The organism is Paenarthrobacter sp. YJN-5 (genome assembly GCF_015040095.1).
Taxonomy (GTDB): domain Bacteria; phylum Actinomycetota; class Actinomycetes; order Actinomycetales; family Micrococcaceae; genus Arthrobacter; species Arthrobacter ureafaciens.
This window is the reverse complement of the sequence record NZ_CP053544.1, coordinates 1,593,023-1,611,597: the sequence shown is the minus strand read 5'-3', so window position 1 is coordinate 1,611,597 and position 18,575 is coordinate 1,593,023. Positions and strand designations below refer to the sequence as shown.

Below are 18,575 nucleotides of genomic sequence, written 5' to 3'. Positions count from 1 at the left end.
CTTACCTATGACTTCCGGAATCGGCTGCACTGCTCCATCGAGGACATTGGCGGCTCAGTGAGTTACCGCGAAGCCATCGACCTGATTGATCGCCTGCGTACCGAGATGGGTTCCCATCTGTTCGCGTCCATGAGTGGCTGGTCCTTCGCGATGGACAGGGAGAGCTTCTACGGCGCCCTGCTGCTCACCAAGGTCCACAACGCATTGTCCTCCAAGGGGGATGCCCCGCTGCGTCTGCCGTGGCCATGGGATGAGCAGGAAACGCCGGAAGCCGAGAAGGTCACCGCCGAGGAACGCGAGCAGCTGACAGCTGAGCTGAAGCAGAGCAGCGCCTTCGGTCAATTACGCACATAGAGGAGGGCTGATGACTTCCGAGGTTGGATCCGGCCAGGTAGCCATCTTCCCTACGTTCCGTGGTTTCCGCAGCAAGACCAACGCGGAGATGTCCGGCGCTGGCCGCGAAGGCGGCAGGAGCTTCAATTCTGCCTTCAACGTCGGCGCCGGAGACCCGGGCCAGGCCCTGATCAAGAAGCTGAACGCTCAGATCGCTTCCGGGTCCAAGGCGCTCTCAAGCGCCCGCTTGGCTGAGCAGGACGCAGCCGGTAAGGTCCGTGTCGCCGAGGCTGCGCTGGCTGAGGCCCGGGCCAAGGGCGGGGAAACCAGCTCCCGCGCCATCGCAGCTGAGGAACGTCTCGCGGCAGCTCAGCGGAAGCTTGTAGACGCCCAGACCAAAACCAAGCAGTCCACAGACCAGCTGAAGGACGCCCAAGCCAAACTGGCTGACGTGACCAGCGATGCGGGGTCTTCCGGTGAGCAGTCCGCCAACAGGTTCACCCGCGGCTGGCAATCCCTGAAGCAACGCCTTTCCTCCACTGTCCGCAGCTCCGTGGATGACGCCGGGAACGCTGCCAAGTCCTCAGCGGAGGACGCCGGCAAGAAGTCCGGTGGGGCTTTCAGCGCAGGTTTCAAGGGTGCCATGGGTGCTCTTGCCGGGGTTTTCGCCTTCGATACGGTCAAGGACTTCTTTAGCGGCGCTGTGAAAGGCGCTGGGGACCTGGAGCAGTCCGCAGGTGCCATCCAGTCCGTATTCAAGGGCAGCGCCTCCGAGATGCTCAAGTGGTCTACGGAGGCCCAGAACAGTGTCGGGCTGACGCAGAACGAGTTCAACGAACTCGGAACTCTTATTGGTGCGCAGCTCAAAAACGGCGGCACCGCCATGGACGAGCTGGCACCAAAGACCAACCAGCTTATCGGCCTCGGTGCTGACCTGTCCTCCATGTTCGGCGGCACGTCACGAGAAGCCATTGAGGCCCTATCTTCGGCCCTGAAGGGTGAACGCGACCCCATTGAGCGGTACGGCGTCTCGCTGAACCAAGCCAAGATCGACGCCGAAGCAGCGGCGCTGGGCTTCAAGAAGGTCGATGGGGCGTTCGAGAACAACGCCCAGCAGGCGGCGACCCTGTCGCTGATCATGAAGCAGACAGCTGACGCGCAGGGCAACTTCGCCAAGGAGAACGACACCCTTGCAGGTCAGCAGCAGCGCGCGGCTGCTGGGTGGAAGAACATCACCACCTCGATTGGCGGGCTGTTCCTACCGACGCTGACCAAGGTCTACGGCTTTATCAACACCAGCATCCTGCCAACGATCCAAAGCCTCATTAACCAGCTAGGCGATGGTGGACTGGCAGGGATCTTCCCAGGCCTCAGTGGCGCGGTCAGCAACTTCTGGTCCGGCCTGACCATGGGCGGTGATGTTCGAGCCGAATTCGATGGCCAGTTGTCAGGGTTCGTGGCCTTCGGCGCTGGCCTGCGGGCCGCCTTCGACATCGTGAAGCCCCTGTTCCAGCAGGTCGGGGCAGTGGTGGCTGACCTGGCCCCCACGGCTCTGGAGTTTCTGTCTGCGTTTTCTCCGATAGGCCTGATCTTCCAAGCTTTGCAGCCTGTCCTGCCGCAAATCGTGGCGCTGCTGAGCAGCCTCGCCGGGGTGGCAAGCGGGCTGCTTACCAGCGCCATGGTCCAACTGACGCCGTTGGTGCAGCAACTAGTAACCATGCTGGCGAGCAACTTTGTCAGCATGATGCCCTTGGTGACATCGCTGTTCACGCTGTTCCAGGACCTTCTGGTGGCTCTGGTACCAGTGGTGATGAGCCTGTTGGCGGCGATCCTCCCGCTGGCAACGACGCTGCTCACCCAGCTGGCTCCGATCTTCACGGAACTGACCACGGCCGTCCTGCCGCCATTGATTTCGATCATCGGCAACATCGTGGCGGCCATCGCTCCCCTGGTCACGACTATCGCAGGCCTGTTGATCCCGATCATTCAGGCACTGATGCCTATCATCGTCACCGTCTTCGGTGTGATCGTGGACATCATCAGCGCGGCAATGCTGGTAGTGCAAGGGATCATCGAGGTCGTCACCGGGATCATCTCCGGGAACTGGGCGCAGGTTTGGTCCGGGATCCTGAACATCATCGGCGGCGTTTTCCAGCTGATCATCAACGTCATATCCGGCGCGATTCAGCTTGTAATGTCCGTTGTCCTGAATGGCCTGAACGCCTTGGTGGGCTTCTTCACCTCCGCCTTTACGGGGATCGTGAACTACGTAGTCACCTCGTGGACGTCCATCATCACTGGCGCCCAAGGGATGCTCGCGGACCTCCTCGGCTTCTTTGGTGGCATTGGTGACGCCGTACTCGGGGCCTTGGGCAACATCGGTGGGCTGCTGCTGGAATCCGGCAAGGCTCTCATCCAGGGCTTCATTGACGGAATCATGGGCATGGCCGGGGCCATCGGGGACGCCGTAGGCGGGGTGCTCGAAGGGGTCCGCGATTTCTTCCCGTTCTCCCCCGCCAAACGTGGCCCGTTCTCCGGGTCCGGGTACACCAGTCACTCCGGTAAGGCGCTGGCCGGCGACTTCGCGAAGGGGATGGTCAGCGAAGAGGCGAAGGTCCAAGCAGCGGCGAACACCATCATGACCGCGGCTACGCTCACTGGCTCCACTGCTGTCGGAGGCGGGCAGGCGGCCACAGCCGGAGCCGTTGGGGCGAAACCTGGAACGGTCGTGCACGTGAGCATGCCTATCCGGGATCATATGAGCCCTGAGGGCGTGGCAAGGGCATTCGATAACCAACTCAACTACAAGCTGAGGACAGTGAATGCTTGACGAACTGTATGTGGTCGTGGATGGGCTGGAGTTCCACGGGAGACCGGGGCTCGGCCCGTTCACGATCACGGAAGACGGCTTGGATGGGTGGACTGACAGTGTGCCTTTGAGGGGCGAGAAGCTGGCGTGGCCGCAGGGTCACGGGTCGCTGGTACTCCCCCGCTATCAGGAGTCCCGCACGGTGACGCTTACCGGGGCGATCCTTGGCAAGAACATCATGGATCGTGAGATGCAGATGAATGCCCTGTCCGGCCTGCTCGCGTATGGGCAGCTCGGGCGGGTGCAGGTCACCAAGGGCGGCATCACCCAGTGGGCGGACGCTTCACGCGACAGCCTCAGCATCGATGAAATCAGGGGTAGTAACAACGCCACGTTCCAGCTGCAGCTGTGGTGCCCGGACCCGCGGAAGTTCGGTCAGGCCAGGGGCCCGTTCGTGGCCTCGGTCGGATCGAACGCTGCTGGTGTGCACCATAAGGGCAACGCGGGCGCCACGCCGGTCATTCAGGTGTCCGGCAACATGCCAGGCGGTTACGTCCTGACCATTAAGGGGCAGGTCTTCACGGTCACGCAGCCTCTGGTTCCTGGTCAGCCGCACGAGGTCGACTACGGGACCGGGCGGGTGCGCATCACCGGGAACGTCATTCACGGCGGTATCGGGTACGGCTTCACCCCGCTGGTAACCCCGGGCACTCCCACGGTGCTGGCCATCGCCCCACGCCCGCCCTTCACGGGCACGGCCACGGCCACCCTCACGCTCTTCGACACCTACATTTAGGAGGCTCGTGTGTGGAAGTACTACTCCATCAGCACGGACTCGTGGGCTGACAAGATTGAAATCCCCGCGATGTCTTTCACTGGTGGGCGGGCTCTGAACACTGGCAGCCGTGGATCGGCAACGTTCAAGGTCAAAGACCCAACTGTGGCTGAGGTTCTGAGTCTTTCTTCCATCCAGCTGATGGAGCGGGCCCTGGTGGCCACGTGGAACGATAACGCCGTGTACGCGGGCTTCCTCGTGGACGCGGAAGAAGACCAGAACAACGGGACGCTCACGGTGCAGCATGAGGACATCTGGTGGATTCTCGCCCGCCGCTACCTCCTGTCCATTCGGGGCGACGGTGACCAGTCCGCACCGCCGATCCGGTGGAGCAACGTCACGCTCGCTTCCATAGCGAACCTCATCGTGAAGAAACTCCTCACCGGCAACCCGGATGCCCGGTACAACCTGCCAATCATCACCAGCGCCGCGGTGGCCGGCACAGCCACCCGTGAGTACTACGGGTACGAGTTCCTCAACGGCGGCGCTGCCCTGGATGACATCATGACCGCTGACGGCGGCCCGAACATCGAGTTCGACTGCAACTGGAACGGGCCCGGCCTTGAATGGGTGATGCGCTCCGGCGTGCTGGACTCCGGGCTGTGGGAGTGGGACTCCACAGCTGCGCAGACCGAGGTTGACCAGCTGAAGCTGAAGACCAACGCGCAGAACATGGTCAACAAGGTCATTGGTACTGGTGAAGGCTCCGAGCGTGACCGGCTCGTGCGGGACGCTGCGGACTTCAGCCGGCCTATCCCGGCGTTGGAGCTGGTCAAGAACTTTGGCAGCAAGGACGGCGAAGAATTGCTGTCCCGCGCCACGGCGGCCTTGCACGCCAGCAACGACCCCACCCAACAGCTGAGCTTCAGGATCCCCACCACGGGCGAGGTTTCCGTGGCGGACCTGCGACTGGGTGGCACGGCCCGGGTGAAGTCCTCAGGCTTCTACTACCTTGACGCCGGGTGGCATGACTGGCGTCTTATCTCCTTCGACTTCGACCAGGAATGGATCAATCTTCAGTTCCAGCAGATAGGCGGTTGACGTGGTAGCGATCGATAACATGGCGGACCCTATGCGGGCCCTTCAGGAGCTGGTGCGCAGGGTGGAGCGGTTGGAGAACAACACCAATCAGAACCGCTCCGCTATCGGCCGTGGCGGCCTGTCGGTGTATGACGGTGGCATGATCACCATCGAAAACGGCGGCCTCCGGGTCACCGGCTCGGCGGAAATCATCGGCACCCTGAACGCCAACGGCACGATCAACATGACGGGCCTGTTTATCGCTTCCGGTGAGATGCAGCTCAACGGCACCACCGTGGCCACGGGTGAGTTCAACATTGACGGGCCTCTCCTGGTGGACGGGAATACCACGTTCAACGGTGAGCTGACCATCAACGGCATCACCAACATCACGGGAGACACTACAGTGACGGGGAAACTGGTCACTGACGGACCCGTGGACATCAACGGGCTGACCAACATCACCGGGGATCTGGAAGTGTCCGGCACGATGGACATCAACGGGGCCGCGACCCTGAACAACGATCTGACCGTGGCCGCTGGAAAGAAGATCAAGCTCGGCGGGCTGACTCTGGAGAACACCGGGACTGGCGGCGGCACCCTGAACTTCCCCAACGGCTCAGTATCATCCAGCACTGCATTAGGGATGCTGCTGGCCAGCGGAGTCGCCATCGAACTTGCGGCACCGGCCTTGAAGCTCAGCGGCCTACCGGATGTCACCGGCTTTACAGCAAACGTTCACATTGATGGAAACGGCAGACTCCGCCGTATCACTTAGCGAATGTGCTGTACTGCGTGCACAGATCCCGGCTCGCGTACGAGGCCACAGCCGCGGCATTTTCAATGGCGATAGCATCTGAGCCTGCCAGGCCAGCGATATCCTCGCGACTCTTACCCTCAGCAAAAAGCCCGCAAGCTACTTCCGCACCCTTCAGAAGGTCATCGTCTGAGGGGATCACTCCATCGCGCCACGCGTTGAGAGCATTCTTCACGCCCGCAAGGTACCGGCCGCGGGCGCTGTCGTCGTAGAACTCAGGCGGCAGGCCTGCGGTCGGAGACGGAACGGCGCTCGCAGAGGGGACGGCCAGCAGAGGGGCGATCTTCGAAGAGGCAACCGCAGATTCCGAGCTAGTGGCAGCCGGAGTGGCCTCGCCAGAGGGCGCAGAGCACGCAGTGAGTCCGAGTAAGCCAATGATGATGAGTCCCCCAAGTTTTCGCATGCGGCGATTCTACCGAGCGTCGAGACAGATTAAAACACCAAGGCCCCGCTTCTCCGGGGCCTTTTCCTTGCCCAGGAGGCGACATGCCAGCAGTACCCGGCAATCTTACGGAGGTCAATTTCGGGCACCTCGTTGGGAAAGCCCCCGAAATTATATTCACCCTCAACGCGCCGAACGCGAAGCCCGGGGTGATGATCCCTACCGAACCTGTCTCAGTAGCCCCGGCTGGGGATGGTTCGTTCACAGCGAACCTTCAGTCCACCGAGGACATGATGGACGACGCCTGGTACACGGTCTCGATCAAGTGGCTCGATTCCCCAGGGAAGTACGTGAAGGCGGACTGGCCAGACTGGCAGCTGCGTGTCCCGCTTGGCGGTGGCACGTTCTCGGACCTGTTTGGCCGGCCGCCGAAGAACTCGTTGATGTTCTACGTTTCTCTGTCCGCGCCTACCAACGTTCCGCAGGGCTCGTGGTGGCTTGAGGATGACCCAGCCGACCCTGACAACCCCCTCAACACGGGGAATCTCCACCAATTGAGGAAGGTCTGATGGCTAACAACTGGGCATGGGTTTATGTCGCGAACATCCGTGGCGCGAGGGGTCCTCAGGGCCCGGCTGGTACGGGGTTCAAGGGCACGCTGCCGAACAATACCGACGTCAACACGCTGACGAAGCAGACCGACTCTGGTTTCTGGCACCTGTCCGCGAACAACACCTATACGGGCCTGCCTGCCGGGTTCAGCGGTGCTGGCCAGATCGAGGTGAGCGTCACCGGCGCTTCCTCGGGTGAGCACCGGGTGGTCCGGTACGGGTTCCCTGAGACGTTCCGGCGCAGCATCAAGAACTACTTTTCCACCCCGAAGACGTTCACTGATTGGGAGTTGGAGAAGGACCGCATCATTGATGTGCCTGCGGGCGCGAACCTTGATGACTACCGGACCACTGGCCGGTACATGGTGCAGAACACCACGATTGCCACGTCTTTGACTGGTGGGTGGCCTACTCAGATCCCTCGCGGCCCGGTCTACTTCGAGGTTGAGGCGACCGTTGCCGGGATCGTGTTCCAGCAGATGTACTCCTACGGGGCGTCGCACACTGCACTGTCCCGCGCCACGGTGGCACTCACCCCCACACCGTTCCCGTTTGGTGCGTGGAAGGACCTGGGCGCGGCGTCGAGCGCCACTGACCCGTCCAACGCTGGGTTGGCGAACGCTGTCCGGCAGGATGACTTCTCGTTCCGGCGCGGCGGCGCCAAGAAACTCCCGTTTGGTGCCGGTGCTGCGTCGCTGCGGTTCGATCATGGGTTGAACAATTTTGACACTGAGGCGCGGCCCCTGTTGGAGGCCAGGAACCTCAAGTACCTGCTCGCGCTGAACTCGCGGGGCTGGTCCACGGCGGAGAACAACCTTGTGACCGCGGCCATGGTGGATGCGTGGGTTGCTGGCGGGTTGTGCAAGATCGGCAACCACGGCGCCCACCACAACGACTGCACCACGCTGGCGGCGTTGCAGGACTGCATTGTTACTGGCCTGGCTGAGCTCAAAGCCCAGCTGCCGTCCGCATCCATTGATGGGTGGTTCGTGCCCGGTGTCGGCGGGACAAACTACAACGGCTTCAACGGCGGTCAAACCCCGGAATCGTTCTACACCACGGACGCGGGCCGCCTGATCCTCGAGAACCATGCTGTGTCGTCTGGGGCGTTCCCGAACACAGCCCAGCGCATCCTGGACGGCAGGGTGCGTAACGGTATGGGGCATTTCACCATGGACACCTCCACTGTCTCCGCGATCACAGCCCAAATCGATTCTGCGATTGCGAACCGGACCGGGTTGCAGCTCATGTGCCACCCCTCCCTGCTGAACACGTCCGGGAACATCACCTCCGCCAACCTGGCCACGGTCCTGGATTATCTGGTGACGAAGCAATCAGCCGGGGATCTTGTGGTGCTGGACCCGTACGAACTGCTCCTCGCGGACGCACGATGACCCGCCGGAAACGGCAATGACAGGAGGGGCAAGCGTGTGGATGCAGCGATCATCACCGCTGTTGGGGGGATCCTCATCGCCTGCGGCGGCGGCGCTTGGAAGCTCATCGACCGGGCAGACAAGAAACGCGAACGGAGGGAGGCGGCCGTGGAAGAACTCCTGAAAGCCAGGGTTGCCTCCCTCGAAGCCCAGCTCGCTCAGAAAGAAGCGCAGCTGGCACAGAAGGACACCGACTTCGAGAAAGAACGTCGCCGGTCCAAACGGTACAACTCCCGAGTCAAAGCAGCCGCCGGCAAGTGGCGGGAGCAGCTGCTGATGCACGACATCCAACCCGATCCCGCCGAATGGCCGACGGAGGATGAGCATGACGACACTGAATGATCCGGAACTGGAAGCGGCGCAGGCTGAGGCCGCGAAGTCGAGGCAGGCGGACAAGCGAACGAAATTGTTGCTTGCCGGCCTGTCTCTTCTTTTGCTGGCCGCTGTGGCTGTTGCCGGGTGGCTGGCGTTCGATAACCACCGTTTGGCTGTGTCGAATGCTCAGTACGGGGCGGAGCAGGCGCAGGAGAAACAGAACCTTGCGCAAGCGGCCACGGACGCGCTGTGCAAGTCCACGGACCAGGACGCGGCGGCCAGTGAGACGTGCCGGAACCTTGAACGGGCGGCGACCGAACCGACGCAGGGGCCGCAGGGCGTTCAGGGTATTCAGGGCATCCCGGGCCCGCAAGGCATTCAGGGGCCGCAAGGTGATCCCGGCCCGAAGGGCGACAAAGGAGATAAGGGAGACCCTGGGGCTGTTGGGGAAAGCGGCGCTGACGGCAGTGATTCGTCCGTTCCGGGGCCGCCCGGCCCGCAAGGCGAGCGAGGACCCACAGGCCCTGTCGGCCCAGCCGGGCCACCCGGTGCTGACGGGGCGAACGGCGCCAACGGTGCTGACGGAAAGGACGGCGCCGCGCCCACATCCATAACGTTCACCGATCAGGACGGCGTTACCCACACCTGCACACCCAACCCGCCCGGGTCCACCACCTACACATGCGCAGCCACGGCAGCGCCAAAGACTTAGGAGCGTCATGGCATTCGAGCTTTCACGGTTCCAGTTCTGGCTCACCTCGGTCCTCGGCGCGTACATAGACGTTGACCGGGCCTATGGCGCCCAGTGCTGGGACCTTCACGCGCACTTCGCGAACTTCTTCGGCCTCCCCGTTGTGAACACCACGGGCGGGACGGGCCGGTGGGCTGGGTACGCGGGCACCATGTACCGGGACTACCCGCAAACACCGGCGATCAAAGCCTCATATATTCAGGTGCCACCCACCGAGGCGGCCAAGCCAGGCGATCAAGCGATCTGGGGCGACTCGTTCTGGTACTACCCAGCCACCCACGTCGCCGTTGTGATCGAAGACCGCGGCTACGACTACATCCGCTGCGCCTCGCAAAACAGCTCCGAAAGCCGCTGGGACAACCCCTTCCCCGGGCAGTCGTCCGGGCCGGTCCTTGACCAGTGGCTCCCCAAGCAGGGCCTCCTTGGCTACCTGCGACCAGTCGAAAGCCTTGTCCTGCAAGGCCAAATCATCACACCAGAGGAGGACACCTTGTCCGCTGACGAAGTGCGCCAGATCAACGACCACACGACTCTCATGCTGAATCAGATCGCCCTCGATGGGCAACTAGGTGGCCGGACACGCGGCGGCATGGCCGACGTTGCTGACAAGGTTGCCGACGTCTGGACCTGGCTGCGCGGCGGCGAGAGCGGCAAGCGCCTCGCTGGTCCCATCCCCGCCATGCTCGCAAGCATCCAAGGGCAGAACGCGGGCCTGTTGGAGGCAGTGAAGCAGTTGGCTGCCAAGCCCGGCTCCCCCGTCGATCTGTCCGCCGTCGAGCAGGCGGCCAAGGCAGGCGCCGCTTCCGCGCTGGCGGATCTGCAGGCGACCGCCACCACCACCGTCACTTTGAGCCAGGAAGGCTGACCCATGCTGACTTCTATTCTGCGGACTGTGGTCCCTGCTTTGTGGGCGGGGTTCATCAACTGGGCTTTGGTTGTTGTTCCCGTCCTTGAACCTCACCGGGAAGAGCTGCTGGGATATGGCCTGCCTCTCGCGGTGATGGCCTCGGCGGTGTTGACGGCGGCTTGGTATGCGTTCTGGCGGTGGTTGCAGCCGCGCCTGCCGGATTGGCTGGCCCGTGTGGTGCTTGGTTCGTCGAAGACTCCTGAGTATGGGCGGCATGAGGCGGGAGCACCCGTCACGGGCAGCATCACGATCGAGAACGCGGGCGGCAACGTTTACGACTCCCGCGAACGCCCCGGAAAATAACCCACCCACCCGCCGTCACTGATCGGAGTATGACCCCATGACACGCACTGTCACTGTTGGTGACGACCTCACCCTCCCCGCACCCGTCAAAGTCGCAGACGGCAACCTGCCCGCACGACTCCAAGACGCGGCACTTAATGCCACTTATGGCATCCCGAAACTGGACAAAGCCGAGGCTTCGACTACGTATTTGAAGGTTTCAGAAGCACCTCTAACTCCGGAGCGGTTCGGGGCGCAGGGCAACGGTTCGGCAAATGACACAGCTGCGCTGAATGACATGTTTGCCGCGTTGGTCCCCGGAGGGTCAATCCAGTTCCTGCCGAATCGTCGCTACATCACCGCCGGCGGGCACACCATTACGACACCGTCCGTTCTGATTCAGGGCGCATCCGGTCGAGCGCAGACCTACAATTCCTCTGGACAGCTATATCTGCGCAACGGCGCCAACGTCGACATGCTGACGATCGCAGCCAATCAGGTTACGATCCGTGATCTTACGCTCTATGGAAACTACAACAACCAGACGGCCCCCAGCCGTGGGCTAGTGTTCCCGAGCACCAGCGCGGCAAACTATCTGTTATTGGATGCCGTCTGGGTGGATTCCTTCAACGGCGACAATTATTCCTTCGACTCGTCCGGGGGTACGCTCTCCGGCACCATCAAGAATTGTGAGTCTCGGTTCGCCAAAGGGTACGGCATGCGCTTCTTCGGAGGAGCGACAGATATGCAGGTACTTGCCGGTTATATCGACCAAAACGATCTCTCCGGTGTCATGTGTTCCTCCGGAGATCTGTCACTCGACGGCGTCCACATCTGGGGGAACGGACGCGGCGCTTCAGGCGACCGGGACGGTATCACCTTTCAATCGTCAAACGGCAACCGCGTCAACAACTGCTACATAGAGCAGAACAAAGAGGGCGCAGGAATCCGCTTCAAATCTGGAGTCAATAAGGGGCACATAGTCTCAGGCTGCGACATCTGGGAGAACGGGTTCAATGGCATCTACGCATTCGGCGCTTCACAACTTGCCATTACGGGCGGTAACCAAATCCGACAGAACAACTGGAAAGGTGGAAGCGGCCAGGCGGGCGCTGGCATCGTCCTGGACTCGTGCACGGCAGTGAACACCAGCGGAAACATCATGCATAGCACGGGCCTTAACCGACAAACGTATGGCTACTTCGAGGTGGGTACGGCAAACGCCGGATGTCTCTTCGCCAATAACGTCTCGCGAGCCGCCGATCACACCACCGGCAACTGGGTGATCGCAGCGGGGACAGCCTCCCCAACAACGGTAGGCGTAAACGTTGGGTAAGAGCCCCTGTAATGTTGAAAGGCGCCCCACCGTTGACTCATCGCCCATGAGACCCGACGGTGGGGCGCGCCCAATTTAACCCGCTAGGAGAGGCGTGAGTGCTTCACCTAGATGCTTATGAAGCGTTCTGGCGTAGGTCGCAGTCAAATGGTTGTTGTCTCGGTAAACAAGAATCCCCTCGATGATAGCCGGGCACTTCTCCGCGGTGCAGAACGCCTTGCTCAGGTCGATCAGGTCGATTTTGGGGTCGTTATCAGCGGCCCGGACCTCGGGCCCGTCCTTCCATAGAACCTGATCGGCCGGGAGGGCGCAGGCCGTGAGGGACTTCTCGTTCTTCGCTACACAGTCCGGGACAGCAACCTCCGGTCGCGGGGTATCCCGCAACATAATCGTCTTGATCCCGACCTTCTGCAAAGGCTTCATCGCTTCGCTGATCATCTGGGCCAGCGGCTGCTTGCTCGCCTCGAAGCTCAGAGTCCCACCCTCGATGATGCGGTAACGGCTCATCGCTGAGACAACAGCTTCCGGCGACGTAGCGAGGATCTGCTGAGTCACGTTATCCACCCACTGAGAGCAGGCCGCATACGGCTGGCCATCGTACTCGACCTCCCCAGCGACGAACGGACAAGCCCCCTTGGTATAGGTATCGACGCGGATCTTTTCCTTAGCGGCCCAGTCTTCGAAGGCCGGAACGAGCATCGCAGCGTGCGAATCTCCGACGAGCGCAATTACTCGGCTCGATCCCAGATCGCCGAAAGAGCAGACCTTCGCTTCGGTGGACTCGGCATTCAGCATGCAACCGTTCCTGTTGACGACTGGAACGTCATCCTTCGCGTTCACCGCTGTTGGGGTGATGGAAGAGAAAGTGTCCTTGATTTCAAGCGGGGCCCCATCCGCAAGAGCCTCAGCCCCAACGGGCTTTGCCTTAACGCCAGTGACTTGCTGCGGGGTGAAGGTAACGGCCGAGGGCGGCGGCGGCGGTGTTACCGACACAGCGAGGATCATCGCGGCGGCAGCAGCGGCGAGCGTCATCATGAGGCCGCTGGCGATTTTAGATCCATCAGTCTGAGCTTCAAGAATTTTTGTCTGAAGCGGCTTCTCCACGTACTTCAGGCTGAGCCACGCGGGAACGATCGACATTGCAACGATGACAAGCCCAGTGGTTTCAGTTAGGCCCCCAAGAACCACCCCGCCAATGACAACAAGCGGCCAATGCCACAGGTACAGCGAGTACGACAGCTCACCTATCTTGACCATGGGCCATGTGCCCAAGGCGAGGATTGGGCCGGCGTTCCCGGCGGTTGGACCGGACCATATGATTAGGGCCGCGCCAAGGACGGGGAGTAGTGCTGTGTAGCTCGGGAACGGCAACGCAGTCGTGTATGTGGCGGCAGCGTAAATGATCGCAGCGAGGCCAAGCCAGCCAATGACAGCAGACACAGCCTTAGGAGCCTTGAAGCCCCGGCCCGCAGCGATGGCGAACGCCGCCCCGATTGCAAGTTCCCAGATGCGGGTGGCAGTGGTGAAGTATGCGCCCCCCGGGTTTGTGGCTGTGTAGTACACCGACCAGGCAAGTGACGGGACAGCGACAAGTGCCACCGTGATCAGGAGGCCCTTCTGCAAGCGGAAGCCCCATTTCAGGGCAAGCCATGTGACGAAAGCCAGAAGCGCGGGCCAGAAGATGTAGAACTGTTCCTCAACGGCGAGGGACCAGAAGTGTTGGAAGGGGCTGGGCTCTTGGTCCCGGGCGAGATAGTCCACGGAACTAGCGGCAAAAAGCCAGTTCACGTAGTAGAGGGAGCTGCCTATGCCATCCAACCCGGTCTGCACCCACCGCGTAGCGGGCATCAGCCAATAGGTAAGGCCGAGCGTCGCCAGGATCGCTACGGTGGCGGCGGGCAGGATTCGGGCTATGCGACGAATGTAGAAGTTCTTGATCGACATAGAACCATCGCGGCGGAGTTCACGAACAATGCCGCCGGTGATGAGGAACCCTGAGATTACGAAGAAGACATCCACGCCCACGAACCCGCCAGGCAGCCAGCTAACGCCAGCATGGTAGAGCAGTACGACACCAACTGCGATAGCTCGCAAGCCCTGGATGTCTAGACGTAGGTGCTTTGAACCTGATTTGCTTTGCTCGCGGTTGCGCACAGCTGTTTTTGGCATGGAATCCCCCAGAGAAAAACACGACGGTGATCAAAGTGTATGGCTTAGGGCCTAGACTCACTGAATCCGTCACTGCTCGACAGAATAAATCCGCTTTTGTTTAGTGACGATGATCGGCCCATCCTGCACCCGCCCACGCGCCAGAAAACTAACCGGCCCGCCAAAGCAACCCCCACCCTTCACCGGGTGGGGGTCCTTTCGGCGTTCTAGTACTGGTCGGTGCGGATGGTGATGGCTCGGCAGTTTTCGGGGACCAGTGCGTGGGCCTTGGTCAGCGCGTCCGTGTAGTCCGTCCCGGTGGCGGTCACGGTGCCTTGCCCGCCAGCGCTGTCCACGATCGTCAGGGTTACTTCCATAGTGCCAAGTTTAGCGAGCCGCGCCTCTTCACTTATGCGGCTGCCGGGCATACTATTCCGGCCATGAGCGACACCGATCCTAGGCTCTCCGATCAGGTCGCTGCACGCCTCAGAGCAGCGCTGGCAGTGATGGGAATGAGTAAATCCGAGGCCGCACGGCAGCTCGGGACGAGCCAAGCGAACTTCAGCCGACAGACGTGGAACGGGGTTCCGTTAACTGTGGATGATTTGGAGGATATTGAGAAGCGGTTGGGAATCCCAACGAAATACCTGCTCGGCATGACGGATGACCTGCCCGGCGTGAAGCGACGCCGCTGAATTACATTGTCAGACCCTGGGCGTACGCTCACCGCATGGATGAGTTCGAGACGAAAGCGTTGCAGGGTGACTGGTTGGCGGCCGTGACGGTCCTCTCCCGCATCAGCGTCCGGCCAGACGTGCTGGAGGCCCTCATGACCCCGGACGCGCACAAGGAGGTCGTCCTAGGCGTGCTCAGCAGGCCTGACGTCACCCCTGGGCAGATCGCGTGGGCGGCGACATTCGATAACGCGCAGGTCCTCGGGCGTGTGGTGTCCAACCCCAAAACCCCGCTCCCCCTCGTCCGGGAAATCCGGGAACGGGCTGAGGGCAGACCGGAGGATATTTGGGTGCACCTCGCCGCGTACTGCGGGCGGGTCCTCGACCGGGCGGCGAAAGAGTCAGGGCTGCACGGCGGCTAAACCCCGGAGCAGGTGAGATCAGACCATAGTCACTAAGGTGATCATGACCCAACCCGGAACGTCGCCCCGTTCGGGATGGTCTTCCTCGTACCCGACCAACTTTTGTCCAAGGGTCGTAGCCGCAACCATAAGGCGGGCCGCCGGGGTCCACGGTGCACGAGGGTCCGATGCGTGGTTCTCTTCGATTCTTTTCATGTCACTCCTATGAGTTGGTTGTGATGGTGATCAGTTCTGTTTGCTGCGGCTGGAGTCGTGGGGCCTCGTCAAAGACTGATGTCCAAGGCGACCACGGCCGGGAAGGCCGCAAAGATGACGGTCAGGGGCAGGACGCCAAAGACCAGGGGGACCATCATGCCGATTTCCTTGCGCCCGGCCGACTCCATGAGCTCCCGCTTGGCTGCATCGCGGACGTCGGCCGCTTGGGCCCGCAGAACCTCGGCCAGAGGCGTGCCCCGGTCCACAGCCACCACCAGACCGTCCACAAAGCGGACTACCGCCGGCACCTCGGTTCTTGCGGAGAAAGCCTGCAACGCTTCAGTGAAGGGTTTGCCGGATCGTGCGTCGGCCAACACCTCAGCGAACTCCTTGGCGAGTTCCCCATTGGACGTCCTGCAGATCCTTTCCATCGCATTGAGTGCGCTTTCACCCGCCGCCACTGCAAGTGCCAACAGCTCGGCAACACCCGGGAACTCCGCCAAAAACGCCGCCTCGCGCCTCTTGATCCTCAGGTCCAGGACAAAGCTCCGCAGCAAATACCCGCCCGCAGCACTGCCCGCAACGGCAATCAGCGCTGCAAGGGGGAAGAACCTTCCGGAAACCGCGCTCGCCAGGACCCCGAGCACTGCAAGCAGGACTCCGCCGGCCGCCCACAGCAATTGCTCGGCCCTGAAGTCGACCACTGACTTCGCGGCACCTGCCCGGGCCAGCTTGCGCGCAAGGGCGGTCCCGCCGGGATCGAAACGAGCCAGGAAGCCGAGCCCCTCGCGAACCACCGGCCGCAGGATGCGCTCCAAAGGCCCAAAGGGTGCAACATCCCGGCCGATCGGGCGAAGGAGACGGGAGTGGAGATTATGGGCCCTTAGTTGCGGCTCCACCCTGTCCTGGAAAGTTGGCTTCCGCATGAAAGGCAACCTCACCATGACAAGCCAGGATCCTGCCCCCAACAGCAAGCCAAGAGCGACCGCTGGACCCAAAGCGGCCGTCATCGAAGCACCCTGACATCTTCGGGCAAGGCACCGATCCGTAGCATGAGTGAGTAACAGGCCACCGACACTGCCAGTCCGCCCAGAAGCACTCCGGCTCCGGTGCCGGAGTTGTACGCCGCCATTGCTTCCGGCCTCCCGGCCATCACCACCAGCACGATCCAAGGAGCCGCCACGGCGAGCCTTGCTCCGTTCACGGTCCACGACTGCCTGGCTTCAAGCTCACCCCGGGTCCGGCTGCTTTCGCGCAAGAAAGCAGCAAGGGTGCCCAGCATATGGCCCAGATCCGAGCCACCGACTTCCCGTGTCATCCGCAGTGCTTCGACAATCCTGTCCGCAACCGGATCCGCAAGCCGCTCCTTGAGCTTGTCCAACGCAGGTTCAAAGTGTCCGCCCGACCTGTAATCTGCGGCGAAATCAACAAACAGGTGCCGTAGTTCTTCGGGCCCCTTGTAGCCGAGTTGAACCAAGGCGTCGGGCAAGGACAGACCTGCCCGGATGCCGGAACGCAGGTGGTCTACGACGTCGGGCCAAACCTGCCGCAGGCTGGATCGCCGCCTCTTGGCCCGTCTCCGAACCACCGCAACGGGTAGCCATGCGCCAAAACATCCGAAGCATGCAGCAACAGCGGGCGAGCCGGTCCCTGCGAAGAACAGGAGCATGACCACCAAGCCCAACCCTGCGCAGCTGATGATGAGGCCTGCTCCCGAAACCTTCTCAATCCCCGCAGACAGCAGCAGGAGTTCCAATCGACCCGGCCCCTTGGGGGCGGCTACTCCGGTTCCGGGGACGGACCACGCCGACCACCACATCAGGAAGACTCCCACCCCGCATGACAGCCCCAGCAACGCCGCCATCAGTTCAGTTCCAGCAGTTCGGCAACATCGAAGCCTGCTCTCGCGAACTTTTCCGGCGCGGGCATGGAGGTCCCCCTGGGGCGCAACCGTCCCTCGCTCATCTGGAAAACCGGCGAAGATTCAATCACGCCGTTCTCAACCCGCCGGCCCAGAGACAAAATCTCGGTCACTTGCCTGCGTCCCGTAGTGTGGCGGCTGCAATGAACCACAAGGTCAATGCAGGAAGCGACCGTAGGAACAACGAACGCGCTGGAGATGTTCGATCCCGCAAGGAGTGGCAAGGTACAGATTTTCGTCACGGCATCGTGCGCCGAATTGGCATGGACGGTGCACATTCCGGGAAGGCCGGAATTCAGGGCTATCAACATGTCCAGGCTTTCGGCCTCCCTGACTTCGCCCACCACCAGGCGTTCGGGACGCATCCGCAGGGCCTCCTTGACCAACTTCCGCATGGGAATTTCCCCCTCCCCTTCCAAGTTCGCTTGCCGGCACTGGAGGGCGACGACATCCCGAAGGGGGAGTTGCAGTTCAAAGATCTCCTCCACCGTGATCACCCGCTCACGGGGACCGATGCCGGAGGCCAGGCAATTGAGCATCGTCGTCTTTCCCGCCTGGGTGGCCCCTGAGACGAGGATGTTGAGTCCGCTCGCTACAGCTGCTCCGAGGAACTTGGCCGCTTGGGAATTAAGGCTGCCCAGTTCCACGAGGTGTTCGAGCCTGCGCGCCTTCGCAATGAATTTCCGGATATTCACTGCCCAGTGCTTCCTGGTGACGTCGGGGATGACCACGTGCAGCCGCGAGCCGTCGGGAAGGGCGGCATCAACAAAAGGCGAGGACACGTCCAGCCTGCGCCCGGAGGTTTTGAGCATCCGCTCCACAAGATCGCGGACCTGCTGCCCGGTCAGGCTTACATCAGTGAGTTCGGATTCCCCGTTGCGTGCAACGAAGACCTCGTGTGGAGCGTTGATCCAGATCTCCTCGACGCCGGGGTCGTCCAGCAGTGGTTGGAGCGGCCCGAATCCTGCCACGGCATCGAAAATGTGGCGGCGTGCCACGTCCACAGGACCCATATGGGGCAACGGGGCCAGAAGCGATCTTTGGCCATAGTCATTGATGGCCGCATCAACGAGCAGCCGCACTTCTCCGGCTTCCTCGAAGGGATCCAGCCCCTGCCGCCGGACGAGCTCGCGGACCTCACCTTCAATAATGCGCAGCGCATCCATGGAACCCCCATCAACCAGGAACGTATAAACGAGAGGCGTATCTCGAGATATTTACGCTAGGGCAGCGGTGGACCGGCTCAAAAGGGGCGTGGTGGAGCTTGTGGATAAGTGGGTGCGGCCGTCCCATGTGCAGCATCAGTCCCACTAGTCACTCCAGTTTCCCGAGTGTTAGGGTAATGCCCGATAGGAGCTGGCCTTTGGTCCCTTATGCAGGCGCC

General features: G+C 61.8%; 21 protein-coding genes. 14 read left to right on the top strand and 7 right to left on the bottom strand.

The window, feature by feature from the left end; all coding sequences use genetic code 11:
• Positions 1–57 precede the first annotated feature (57 nt).
• From HMI59_RS07570 to HMI59_RS07550, 5 genes are read left to right on the top strand one after another with little or no spacing between them, the layout of a single operon-like run.
• A complete protein-coding gene (locus HMI59_RS07570; RefSeq protein WP_193593264.1) occupies positions 58–354 on the top strand; it encodes a hypothetical protein in 297 nt (98 codons plus the stop codon).
• A gap of 10 nt (positions 355–364) precedes the next feature.
• Positions 365–3,163: a hypothetical protein gene (locus tag HMI59_RS07565; protein WP_193593263.1), complete on the top strand. Its 2,799-nt coding sequence runs from the start codon at positions 365–367 to the stop codon at positions 3,161–3,163.
• Positions 3,156–3,938, top strand: a complete 783-nt coding sequence (locus HMI59_RS07560) for a phage tail domain-containing protein (protein WP_193593262.1) — start codon at positions 3,156–3,158, stop codon at positions 3,936–3,938. The genes HMI59_RS07565 and HMI59_RS07560 overlap by 8 nt, the downstream gene beginning before the upstream one ends.
• A gap of 9 nt (positions 3,939–3,947) precedes the next feature.
• The gene (locus tag HMI59_RS07555; protein WP_193593261.1) at positions 3,948–5,018 is read left to right on the top strand and encodes a hypothetical protein; all 1,071 of its coding nucleotides are present in this window, start codon (positions 3,948–3,950) and stop codon (positions 5,016–5,018) included.
• A gap of 1 nt (position 5,019) precedes the next feature.
• The gene (locus HMI59_RS07550) at positions 5,020–5,775 is read left to right on the top strand and encodes a hypothetical protein (protein ID WP_193593260.1); all 756 of its coding nucleotides are present in this window, start codon (positions 5,020–5,022) and stop codon (positions 5,773–5,775) included.
• Here HMI59_RS07550 and HMI59_RS07545 read toward each other — a convergent pair.
• Entirely contained in the window at positions 5,768–6,217 is a 450-nt protein-coding gene (locus HMI59_RS07545) for a hypothetical protein (protein ID WP_193593259.1), read from the bottom strand. The genes HMI59_RS07550 and HMI59_RS07545 overlap by 8 nt on opposite strands.
• Before the next feature lie 83 nt (positions 6,218–6,300).
• On the opposite strand from HMI59_RS07545, the gene HMI59_RS07540 reads away from it, so the two are divergent.
• Genes HMI59_RS07540 through HMI59_RS07510 form a run of 7 tightly spaced genes read left to right on the top strand, consistent with a single transcriptional unit; the run spans position 6,301 to position 11,831 of the window.
• Positions 6,301–6,765, top strand: coding sequence for a hypothetical protein (locus HMI59_RS07540; RefSeq protein ID WP_193593258.1), 465 nt, complete (start codon positions 6,301–6,303; stop codon positions 6,763–6,765).
• Entirely contained in the window at positions 6,765–8,201 is a 1,437-nt protein-coding gene (locus tag HMI59_RS07535; protein WP_193593257.1) for a polysaccharide deacetylase family protein, read from the top strand. The genes HMI59_RS07540 and HMI59_RS07535 overlap by 1 nt, the downstream gene beginning before the upstream one ends.
• A gap of 36 nt (positions 8,202–8,237) precedes the next feature.
• Positions 8,238–8,582, top strand: coding sequence for a hypothetical protein (locus HMI59_RS07530; RefSeq protein WP_193593256.1), 345 nt, complete (start codon positions 8,238–8,240; stop codon positions 8,580–8,582).
• Entirely contained in the window at positions 8,566–9,267 is a 702-nt protein-coding gene (locus tag HMI59_RS07525; RefSeq protein ID WP_227471569.1) for a collagen-like protein, read from the top strand. Before HMI59_RS07530 ends, HMI59_RS07525 begins: the two co-directional genes overlap by 17 nt.
• A 7-nt stretch (positions 9,268–9,274) precedes the next feature.
• Positions 9,275–10,171, top strand: coding sequence for a hypothetical protein (locus tag HMI59_RS07520; RefSeq protein ID WP_193593254.1), 897 nt, complete (start codon positions 9,275–9,277; stop codon positions 10,169–10,171).
• Between the two features lie 3 nt (positions 10,172–10,174).
• Positions 10,175–10,516, top strand: coding sequence for a hypothetical protein (locus HMI59_RS07515; protein WP_193593253.1), 342 nt, complete (start codon positions 10,175–10,177; stop codon positions 10,514–10,516).
• A gap of 37 nt (positions 10,517–10,553) precedes the next feature.
• Positions 10,554–11,831 (top strand): right-handed parallel beta-helix repeat-containing protein, encoded by a 1,278-nt coding sequence (locus tag HMI59_RS07510; RefSeq protein WP_193593252.1) that lies wholly within the window; start codon positions 10,554–10,556, stop codon positions 11,829–11,831.
• 75 nt (positions 11,832–11,906) lie between these two features.
• On the opposite strand, the gene HMI59_RS07505 is transcribed toward HMI59_RS07510, so the two are convergent.
• Both HMI59_RS07505 and HMI59_RS07500 read right to left on the bottom strand, forming a co-directional pair.
• Positions 11,907–14,000 carry an acyltransferase family protein gene (locus tag HMI59_RS07505; RefSeq protein WP_193593251.1) on the bottom strand — a complete coding sequence of 698 codons (2,094 nt, stop codon included), beginning with the start codon at positions 13,998–14,000 and terminating at the stop codon, positions 11,907–11,909.
• Positions 14,001–14,206: 206 nt separating this feature from the next.
• Positions 14,207–14,356, bottom strand: a complete 150-nt coding sequence (locus HMI59_RS07500; RefSeq protein WP_193593250.1) for a hypothetical protein — start codon at positions 14,354–14,356, stop codon at positions 14,207–14,209.
• A gap of 63 nt (positions 14,357–14,419) precedes the next feature.
• Between HMI59_RS07500 and HMI59_RS07495 the strand changes: the two genes are divergently transcribed.
• Both HMI59_RS07495 and HMI59_RS07490 read left to right on the top strand, forming a co-directional pair.
• Positions 14,420–14,674, top strand: a complete 255-nt coding sequence (locus HMI59_RS07495) for a hypothetical protein (protein WP_193593249.1) — start codon at positions 14,420–14,422, stop codon at positions 14,672–14,674.
• Positions 14,675–14,709: 35 nt separating this feature from the next.
• Positions 14,710–15,075, top strand: a complete 366-nt coding sequence (locus HMI59_RS07490) for a hypothetical protein (RefSeq protein WP_193593248.1) — start codon at positions 14,710–14,712, stop codon at positions 15,073–15,075.
• Positions 15,076–15,093: 18 nt separating this feature from the next.
• Here the strand turns inward: HMI59_RS07490 and HMI59_RS07485 are convergent, their stop codons facing one another.
• The 4 genes from HMI59_RS07485 to HMI59_RS07470 all read right to left on the bottom strand — a co-directional run bounded on the left by HMI59_RS07485 (position 15,094) and on the right by HMI59_RS07470 (position 18,357).
• Positions 15,094–15,270, bottom strand: a complete 177-nt coding sequence (locus tag HMI59_RS07485; RefSeq protein ID WP_193593247.1) for a hypothetical protein — start codon at positions 15,268–15,270, stop codon at positions 15,094–15,096.
• Positions 15,271–15,338: 68 nt separating this feature from the next.
• Positions 15,339–16,280 carry a type II secretion system F family protein gene (locus HMI59_RS07480; RefSeq protein WP_021471898.1) on the bottom strand — a complete coding sequence of 314 codons (942 nt, stop codon included), beginning with the start codon at positions 16,278–16,280 and terminating at the stop codon, positions 15,339–15,341.
• Positions 16,277–17,134, bottom strand: a complete 858-nt coding sequence (locus HMI59_RS07475) for a type II secretion system F family protein (RefSeq protein ID WP_021471897.1) — start codon at positions 17,132–17,134, stop codon at positions 16,277–16,279. Before HMI59_RS07475 ends, HMI59_RS07480 begins: the two co-directional genes overlap by 4 nt.
• A complete protein-coding gene (locus HMI59_RS07470) occupies positions 17,134–18,357 on the bottom strand; it encodes a CpaF family protein (RefSeq protein WP_021471896.1) in 1,224 nt (407 codons plus the stop codon). The genes HMI59_RS07475 and HMI59_RS07470 overlap by 1 nt, the downstream gene beginning before the upstream one ends.
• Positions 18,358–18,575: the final 218 nt, after the last annotated feature.

Excerpts from the sequence above, each read along its gene's own strand:
- HMI59_RS07565 (WP_193593263.1), top strand. The coding sequence starts at position 365 with ATGACTTCCGAGGTTGGATCCGGCCAGGTAGCCATCTTCCCTACGTTC.
- HMI59_RS07560 (WP_193593262.1), top strand. The coding sequence starts at position 3,156 with ATGCTTGACGAACTGTATGTGGTCGTGGATGGGCTGGAGTTCCACGGG.
- HMI59_RS07545 (WP_193593259.1), bottom strand. The coding sequence starts at position 6,217 with ATGCGAAAACTTGGGGGACTCATCATCATTGGCTTACTCGGACTCACT.
- HMI59_RS07540 (WP_193593258.1), top strand. The coding sequence starts at position 6,301 with ATGCCAGCAGTACCCGGCAATCTTACGGAGGTCAATTTCGGGCACCTC.
- HMI59_RS07535 (WP_193593257.1), top strand. The coding sequence starts at position 6,765 with ATGGCTAACAACTGGGCATGGGTTTATGTCGCGAACATCCGTGGCGCG.
- HMI59_RS07525 (WP_227471569.1), top strand. The coding sequence starts at position 8,566 with ATGACGACACTGAATGATCCGGAACTGGAAGCGGCGCAGGCTGAGGCC.
- HMI59_RS07520 (WP_193593254.1), top strand. The coding sequence starts at position 9,275 with ATGGCATTCGAGCTTTCACGGTTCCAGTTCTGGCTCACCTCGGTCCTC.
- HMI59_RS07515 (WP_193593253.1), top strand. The coding sequence starts at position 10,175 with ATGCTGACTTCTATTCTGCGGACTGTGGTCCCTGCTTTGTGGGCGGGG.
- HMI59_RS07510 (WP_193593252.1), top strand. The coding sequence starts at position 10,554 with ATGACACGCACTGTCACTGTTGGTGACGACCTCACCCTCCCCGCACCC.
- HMI59_RS07505 (WP_193593251.1), bottom strand. The coding sequence starts at position 14,000 with ATGCCAAAAACAGCTGTGCGCAACCGCGAGCAAAGCAAATCAGGTTCA.
- HMI59_RS07500 (WP_193593250.1), bottom strand. The coding sequence starts at position 14,356 with ATGGAAGTAACCCTGACGATCGTGGACAGCGCTGGCGGGCAAGGCACC.
- HMI59_RS07495 (WP_193593249.1), top strand. The coding sequence starts at position 14,420 with ATGAGCGACACCGATCCTAGGCTCTCCGATCAGGTCGCTGCACGCCTC.
- HMI59_RS07490 (WP_193593248.1), top strand. The coding sequence starts at position 14,710 with ATGGATGAGTTCGAGACGAAAGCGTTGCAGGGTGACTGGTTGGCGGCC.
- HMI59_RS07485 (WP_193593247.1), bottom strand. The coding sequence starts at position 15,270 with ATGAAAAGAATCGAAGAGAACCACGCATCGGACCCTCGTGCACCGTGG.
- HMI59_RS07480 (WP_021471898.1), bottom strand. The coding sequence starts at position 16,280 with ATGACGGCCGCTTTGGGTCCAGCGGTCGCTCTTGGCTTGCTGTTGGGG.
- HMI59_RS07475 (WP_021471897.1), bottom strand. The coding sequence starts at position 17,134 with ATGGCGGCGTTGCTGGGGCTGTCATGCGGGGTGGGAGTCTTCCTGATG.
- HMI59_RS07470 (WP_021471896.1), bottom strand. The coding sequence starts at position 18,357 with ATGGATGCGCTGCGCATTATTGAAGGTGAGGTCCGCGAGCTCGTCCGG.